This is a genomic window from Ruminococcus sp. N15.MGS-57 (assembly GCF_000980385.1).
GTDB classification, from domain to species: domain Bacteria; phylum Bacillota; class Clostridia; order Oscillospirales; family Ruminococcaceae; genus Hominimerdicola; species Hominimerdicola aceti.
Window position 1 is genome coordinate 1 of record NZ_LARF01000112.1, and the last position, 1,074, is coordinate 1,074.

Sequence of the window (1,074 nt, forward strand, 5' to 3'; positions counted from 1 at the left end):
AGGCACAATGGCAAAGTAGAGCGCAGTCACCGAGAAGATCACAACAAATTCTATTCGTGCCATAGGTTTTATTCCTGCGACGACTTAAACGTGCAGCTAGCTGCACGTTTAAGTCGAACAAACAACCGTCCTATGCGTCCCCTCAAATGGTTTTCGCCTATCGAATTTCTTAATAATAGTGTCCAATATGATTGACAAACCTACAAATTCAACATAAAAAAGCAGCACACCTGTACTGCTTTTGATCCTATTTGCTCGGTAGGGCTCCCGCCTTTTAAAACTCCCATTTATTTTATACGGTAGGGTCCCCGTCTTTGATAGCTCCCATTTATTTTACACGGTAGGACTCCCGTCTTTAATAACTCCCATTTTTGCACGGTCAGGACAACCGCTGCAAGCTCATCAAGCTTACAACACTGATATTATACAACACAAACAACAGAATGTCAATAATGCAATTAGCAATTTAATATAATTAATTAGCGAGATCTACCCACATTTCTTCGTCTGCGTATGACAGCAGGATGAATTGCAGGCACATCAGCGCTTGCAGCAACTGCTTTTTCTTTAGGCTCAATATTCTGTTTTACTGATATACCAATTTCAGAATGAAAATATTGCAAAGTAGAATATCTATATTTCTTTGAAGAAAAATCATCTAATTCTCCAGCTACATATTTTTTATACCCACTAACATACGCTGAAAATTGTTTTATTATAAAGTAATATTTTCTGTTTAATTCTAAAAATTCTTTTTCATCAATAAAAGCAGCCGTTCCAATATATCTATCATCATTTACTACAACAGCTTTTGAATAATCAAGACCAGTAAAACTATGAGTATCTCTTGATGAATTTTTAAAACGATAGCAAGCTTTATGTGATACATTTGTTCTAAATGGAATAGCATATGTATTATTTTCGACTTTTAAAACAAGGACTAAATAATGACGATTTAATTTATGCTCAATTTCAGGAAAATGTTTGGAGTTATATTTTTCAAAAAAATCCTCTGATAAGTAATTTATCTCATATTTCTTTTTCATGCTATTCCTCTTTCAAACTAATCAAAAT

At 34.0% G+C, this 1,074-nt stretch carries 1 protein-coding gene; it reads right to left on the bottom strand.

What is annotated here, in order from left to right:
- Positions 1–479 precede the first annotated feature (479 nt).
- On the bottom strand, positions 480–1,046 hold the full coding sequence (gene tenpIN / locus WS40_RS10690; RefSeq protein ID WP_046442251.1) for a type III toxin-antitoxin system TenpIN family toxin: 567 nt from the start codon (positions 1,044–1,046) through the stop codon (positions 480–482).
- Positions 1,047–1,074 lie beyond the last annotated feature (28 nt).